The organism is Cellulosimicrobium sp. I38E (assembly GCF_001647255.1).
In the GTDB taxonomy this organism is placed as follows: domain Bacteria; phylum Actinomycetota; class Actinomycetes; order Actinomycetales; family Cellulomonadaceae; genus Cellulosimicrobium; species Cellulosimicrobium cellulans_E.
Genome location: NZ_LUAZ01000080.1, coordinates 1 through 6746 on the forward strand (window position 1 = coordinate 1; position 6746 = coordinate 6746).

Sequence of the window (6746 nt, forward strand, 5' to 3'; positions counted from 1 at the left end):
CCAGGTCCTCCGCGGGGATGGTCTCGGTGCGCTCCTCGGCGACGCGCCGGATCTCCGCCTCCTCCGCGGGCGAGGTGAGGCGCAGCCCCGCGGCCAGGCACTGCTGCACGGCACCCTCGCACCCGGCGCGGTTCGCCGTCGTGGACGCCCTGGACGCCGACGGGCTGCTGCCCGCGATCTACTTCATCTTCTCCCGCGCCGGGTGCGAGGGTGCCGTGCAGCAGTGCCTGGCCGCGGGGCTGCGCCTCACCTCGCCCGCGGAGGAGGCGGAGATCCGGCGCGTCGCCGAGGAGCGCACCGAGACCATCCCCGCGGAGGACCTGGACGTGCTCGGTTACTGGACGTGGACGGAGTCGCTCGCGCGCGGGATCGCGGCGCACCACGCCGGGATGCTGCCCGTGTTCAAGGAGACCGTCGAGGAGCTGTTCAGCCGCGGCCTCGTCAAGGTCGTGTTCGCGACCGAGACGCTCGCGCTCGGCATCAACATGCCCGCCCGGTCCGTCGCGCTGGAGAAGCTCGTCAAGTGGGACGGGACCGCGCACGTGGACGTCACGCCCGGCGAGTACACCCAGCTCACCGGCCGGGCGGGGCGGCGTGGCATCGACGTCGAGGGGCACGCCGTCGTCGTCGACCACGCGGGCCTCGACCCCGTGCACCTCGCGGGCCTGGCGTCCAAGCGCCTGTACCCGCTGCGCTCCAGCTTCCGGCCCACGTACAACATGGCGGTCAACCTCGTCGCGCAGGTCGGGCGGGACCGGGCGCGCGAGGTGCTGGAGACGTCGTTCGCCCAGTTCCAGGCCGACCGCGGCGTCGTCGGGCTCGCGAAGCAGGCGCAGGCGCACGCCGAGGCCCTCGACGGGTACGCCCAGGCCATGACGTGCGACCGGGGAGACTTCGCCCAGTACGCCGCGCTGCGGCGGCGCATCACCGCCCGCGAGGGCGACCTGTCGCGCGCCGCGAGCCGGTCCCGCCGCGCGGAGGTCGTGGCCGCGTTCGAGCGGTTGCGACCCGGGGACGTCGTCGAGGTGCCGTCGGGGCGGCGCGCGGGCTACGTCGTCGTGCTCGACCCGGGGGAGGGGGCAGGGTTCGACGGACCGCGCCCCACCGTGCTCACCCAGGACCGGCAGGTGAAGAAGCTCACCGTCGCCGACGCGCCCGGCGGCATCCGCACCGTCGCCAAGGTCAGGGTGCCCAAGTCGTTCAACCCGCGTGTCCCGGCGCAGCGCCGCGACCTCGCGTCCACGCTGCGCAACGCCCTCGGCGCGCTCGACGAGCCCGGCGCGCGCCCCGGGCGCACCACCCGCTCCCGGTCGGCCGCCGCGGACGACGCCGAGCTCTCGCGCCTGCGCGCGCAGCTGCGCGCCCACCCGTGCCACGACTGCCCCGACCGCGAGGACCACGCCCGCTGGGCCGAGCGGTGGGCGCGGCTCAAGAAGGAGCACGACCAGCTCGTGCGCCGCGTCGAGGGCCGCACCGGGTCCATCGCGCGCGTGTTCGACCGCATCTGCGACGTGCTGCTCACCCTCGGCTACCTCGCCCCCGGCGAGGTCGCGGACGACCCGGTCGCTCCGCTCGAGGACGCCCTGGACGCGGAGGAACCCGCGGGCGGGTCCCCCGACGACGAGGACGGCTCCGGCCGCGCGGGCGGACGGGGGGCGGTCCGAGCGGGGCTGCGCGTCACCCCCGACGGGCAGTGGCTGCGCCGCCTGTACGCCGAGAACGACCTGCTGCTGGCCGAGTGCCTGCGCCGCGGCGTGTGGGAGGACCTCGACGCCCCCGCCCTCGCGGCGGTGGTGTCCACGTGCGTGTACGCGGGGCGGCGCGAGGACCACGGCGAGCCCGACGTCCCCGGCGGCCCCCACGGCAAGCTCGCCCGCGCGCTCGAGGCGACCACGCGCGTGTGGTCCGAGGTGGACGACCTCGAGGAGGCGCACGACATCGACGCGACCGGCGCCCTCGACGAGGGCCTCGTCACCGCCGTGCACCGGTGGGCCGTGGGCCGCAGCCTCGACGCCGTGCTGCGCGGCTCGGAGATCGCGGCCGGTGACTTCGTGCGCTGGTGCAAGCAGGTGATCGACGTCCTCGACCAGGTCGCGACCGCCGCGCCCACCCCCGCGGTGCGCCGCACCGCGCACCAGGCGATCGAGAAGCTGCGGCGCGGCGTCGTCGCGTACTCCAGCGTCTGAGCCGACGGCGGCGCACGGCCGCGCCGGGGAAGGCGGCGGCGTGACGTGCACGACACCCGGTCCCACCTGCGTGGACGCGGGGTCGGGAGGGGTGAGGTTCGGGCGGTTGTGGCGGTATCGTGAAGGATTGTGGCCTCAACCCTGTACCGCGGCGGCGTGATCCACTCCCCGGCCGACCCGTTCGCGGAAGCGCTCCTCGTCGACGACGGCGTCATCGCCTGGATCGGCGCCGACGACACGGCCGACGGGCTCGCCGCCCGCGCCGACCGCGTGATCGACCTCGACGGCGCGCTCGTCGCGCCCGGGTTCGTCGACGCGCACGTCCACCTGTTCGAGGTCGGGCTCGCCCTCGCGGGCGTCGACCTGTCCGCGAGCGCCGGCGTGACGACCCTCGCGGCCGCGCTCGAGGCGGTCGCGAAGGCCGCCGCGGACGTCGGGGACGACGACGTCGTGCTCGCGTTCGGGTGGGACGAGCGGTCCTGGCCCGAGGGGCGCCCCCCGACGCGCGACGAGCTCGACGCGGCCGCCGGCGGGCGCGCGGTGTACGCGGCGCGGGTCGACGTGCACTCGGCCGTGGTCTCGACGACGCTCGCGCGGCGGTGCGCCCTGGCGGAGCGGCCGGGGTGGGACGAGTCGGGCTGGGTCACGGGGGAGGCGCACCACGTCGCGCGGGACGTCGCGCGCGACGTGTCGCCGGCGCGGCGCACCGACCTGTACCGGGCGGCGCTGCGTGCCGCGGCGGAGCAGGGGATCGTGTCGGTGCACGAGATGAGCGCTCCGCACATCGACACGCGGGCCGGGCTGCGCGAGCTGCTCGCGCTCACGGGCGAGGCGTCCTCGGGGCTGGCGCACGTCGTCGGGTACCGGGGCGAGCTGTGCACCACGGTCGACGACGCGCGCGAGCTCCTCGCGGACGTGCCGGGCCTGGCGGGCATCGCGGGCGACCTCAACGTGGACGGCTCGATCGGGTCGCGCACCGCGGCGATGCGCCTGCCGTACCAGGACGGGCCGGACCGAACCGACCGCGGGAACCTCTACCTGAGCGCGGAGCAGATCGCGAACCACCTGTCCGCGGTGGGCGCGGCGGGCTCGCAGGGCGGTTTCCACGTCATCGGGGACCGCGCGATGGACGAGCTCGTCCTCGGGCTGAAGGTCGCCGCGGAGGTCCACGGCCAGGGCGCGGTGCGCGCGGCGCGGCACCGGGTGGAGCACGCGCTGTTCGTAGACGCGTCGGCGCTGGCCTCCCTGCTGCTGTTCGGGGTGAGCCTGAGCATCCAGCCGGGGTTCGACGCCGCGTGGGGCGGCCCGCAGGGCATGTACGCGGCGCGCGTGGGCGCGACCCGGGCCGAGGGCCTGAGCCCGTTCGCGGACCTCGCGGGCGCGGGCGTCCCGCTCGCGTTCGGGTCGGACGCGCCGGTGACGCGGCTCGACCCGTGGGCAGGCGTGCTCGCGGCGATGTCGCACGTGGACCCGGACCAGCAGATCTCGGCGCGGGCCGCGTTCCGCGCGCACACGCGCGGCGGGTGGCGCATCGCGGGGCTGGACCACACGGGCGCCGGGCAGCTGCGCGTCGGTGCGCCCGCGCACCTGGCGGTGTGGCGGGGCGAGCACCTGGTCGTGCAGGGTGCGCTCGGGCGCACGACGTCGTCGTGGAGCACGGACGCGCGCGCCGGGCAGCCGCTCCTGCCGGAGCTCGGCCCGGACGTGCCGCGGCCGCGGTGCCTGCAGACCGTGCGCGACGGCGTCCCCCTGTTCGACACGTTCGTCTGACCGCTACCGCTTGACACGGCCCTGAGCCGGAGTAGGTTCGACAGGGTGTTCCGGCCCCCGCGGCCGCAGGGGGATCAGCCACCGACGACGACCCCTCGGCGTGCCGCGCCGGGTACCTGGCCGGGCCCGCGCGCTCAGTAGAAAACGTGCTCCGCCGGTGGCGGCGGTGTACGGGCCGAAGGGCGCGCGGGCCCGCACACACCACCCCTCGTTCACCCGCTGGGCCGCCGCCGCGGACCCGGGTCCGTGCAGGTGGGTGGCGTAGGGTGCACCCGTGCACGCCCCCGAGCCCACGGCCGCCCCGGCCGGGCGATCCCGCCCCGTCGGACCTGACGCCCCCGCCACGATCTCGTCGGCACCCGCGGCCGGACCCACGGAGACCGGCCCCGACGTCCCCGGCGCGGCGGACGCGCGCACCCGGGTCGGGACGCCGTCGCGGCCGCTCACGCTGCTCCTGGCCCTCGCGGGCGGCCTGGTCAGCGACGCGGCGTTCCCCGACCGCGGGTGGTGGCCTCTCGCGTTCGTCGGCGTCGCCGCGCTGTTCTGGGCGTTGCGCCGCGACGGTGCGCGGTGGGGCTTCCTCGTCGGGCTCGTGTGGGGCCTGGCGTTCTTCCTGCCGCACCTGTGGTGGGCCAACTACGCGACCGAGACCGTGCCGTGGGTCGCGCTGTCCGTCATGGAGGCGTGCTTCGTCGCCGTGCTCGGCGCCGCGTGGGTGTGGGCGCGGCGCTGGCCGTGGCTGGCCGGGCGCCCGTGTGCGCAGGCCGTCGCGTTCGCGCTGCTGTTCGTCGGTGTCGAGCAGGCACGCACCGAGGTCCCTTTCGGGGGCTTCCCCTGGGGCCGGCTCGCGTTCTCCCAGGCGGACTCCCCGCTCGGGCGCGCGGCGTGGCTCGGGGGCGAGGTCCTCGTGTCCCTGCTCGTCGCGCTCGCCGGATCGCTGCTCGCGGTCGCCGTCCTCGCGCTGGTGCGCCGCCGCGGCGGCGTGACGGGCGTCGTCGTCCCCGTCGCCGTGGCCGGCGCGCTCGTCGCGGCGCCGCTGCTCGTGCCGCTCGACACGCGCGCCGAGGCGGGGACGCTCGCCGTCGGCGCCGTGCAGGGCAACGTGGGCGAGCCCGGCCTCGGGTCGTTCGCGAACCGGGCGGAGGTGCTGAACAACCACCTGGAGGGGACCGTCGCGCTGCTGGACCAGGTGGAGCCCGGCGACCTCGACGTCGTGCTGTGGCCGGAGAACGGGTCCGACCTCGACCCGCAGACCGCGCCCGACGTCGCGCGCGCCATCGACGACGCCGCGCGCGAGGTCGGCGCCCCGATCCTCGTCGGCGCCCAGGAGTACCCCGAGACCGGCGGCCGGTACAACGTGTCGCTGCTGTGGGAGCCCGGCGCGGGCGTCGTGGACCGGTACGCCAAGCAGCACCCCGCGCCGTTCGGCGAGTACATCCCGCTGCGATCGCTGCTGCGGATCTTCTCCGACCAGGTCGACCGCGTGAGCATCGACATGATCCCCGGCACCGAGACCGGGGTCGTCGACCTCGCGTCCGAGCGCCTCGGGCGCACCGTGCCGCTCGGCGTCGTCATCTGCTTCGAGGTCGCCTACGACGGCCTCGTGAACGACGCCGTGGACGCGGGCGCCGAGGTGCTCGTCGTGCAGACCAACAACGCCTCCTTCGGGTACACCGCCGAGTCCACGCAGCAGCTCGCCATGTCGCGGCTGCGCGCCGTGTCGACCGGGCGCGCGACCGTGCAGGTCTCGACCGTCGGTGTGAGCGGCGTCATCGCCCCCGACGGCACCCTGCTGCAGAGCACCGGGCTGTTCACCGCCGACCAGCTCGTCGCGGACCTGCCGCTGCGCACGAGCCTGACCCCGGCCGTGCAGGCGGGGGACTGGCCCGGGCGCGTCGTCGAGATCCTTGCGCTCGGCCTGCTCGCGGCGGGGGTCGTGGGCGCCGTCCGCGAGCGCCGCGCGGTCCGGGCGTCCGCGACGTCCGCTGCGACCGGGGACGACGCGCGGTGAGCGAGCGCCCCGGGGAGCCCGCCGCGCCGGGCCGTGTGCTCGTCGTCGTGCCCACGTACGACGAGGCGCTGACCCTGCCGGGCACGCTCGCGCGCCTGCGCGCCGCGGTGCCCGACGCGGACGTGCTCGTGGTCGACGACGCGAGCCCGGACGGGACGGGCGACCTCGCCGACGCCGCGGCCGCCGCGGACCCGGGCGTGCACGTGCTGCACCGGGCGGGCAAGGCGGGCCTGGGCGCCGCGTACGTCGCGGGGTTCGGCTGGGGCCTGGACGCCGGGTACGACGTCCTGGTCGAGATGGACGCCGACGGGTCGCACCAGCCCGAGCAGCTGCCGTCCCTGCTCGCGGCGCTCGCCCCGGCGGGGGAGCCCGGCGACGGTGCTGACCTCGTCATCGGCTCGCGCTGGGTGCCGGGCGGGCGGGTGGAGAACTGGCCGTGGCACCGCGAGGTGCTCTCGCGGGCGGGGAACGTGTACGTGCGCGTCGCGCTCGGGCTGGACCTGGGGGACGCGACGGCGGGCTTCCGCGCGTACCGCGCCGACGCGCTGCGCGCCGTCGACCTCGCGAGCGTGGAGTCGCACGGCTACTGCTTCCAGGTGGACATGGCCTGGCGGGTCGTGCGTGCGGGCGGGCGGGTGGTCGAGGTGCCGATCACGTTCGTCGAGCGCACCGCGGGCCGGTCGAAGATGAGCCGCGCGATCGTCACCGAGGCRCTGTGGAAGGTGACGGTGTGGGGTGCGCGACGCCGCGCCGCCCAGCTCGCGGGGGCGGTCCGGGGG

Annotated in this window: 4 protein-coding genes; all 4 read left to right on the forward strand. The window is 76.5% G+C overall.

The features are described from left to right. Positions 1-140 precede the first annotated feature (140 nt). The gene (locus tag A0J59_RS19535; protein WP_369799799.1) at positions 141-2186 is read left to right on the forward strand and encodes a DEAD/DEAH box helicase; all 2046 of its coding nucleotides are present in this window, start codon (positions 141-143) and stop codon (positions 2184-2186) included. 129 nt (positions 2187-2315) lie between these two features. Next, the gene (locus tag A0J59_RS19540) at positions 2316-3956 is read left to right on the forward strand and encodes an amidohydrolase (protein WP_047233332.1); all 1641 of its coding nucleotides are present in this window, start codon (positions 2316-2318) and stop codon (positions 3954-3956) included. Between the two features lie 274 nt (positions 3957-4230). Then, positions 4231-5967 carry an apolipoprotein N-acyltransferase gene (gene lnt, locus A0J59_RS19545; protein WP_369799800.1) on the forward strand — a complete coding sequence of 579 codons (1737 nt, stop codon included), beginning with the start codon at positions 4231-4233 and terminating at the stop codon, positions 5965-5967. After that, positions 5964-6746, forward strand: a 783-nt coding sequence (locus tag A0J59_RS19550) for a polyprenol monophosphomannose synthase (protein ID WP_064317200.1), incomplete at its 3' end; no start/stop codon positions are given. The genes lnt and A0J59_RS19550, both read left to right, overlap by 4 nt.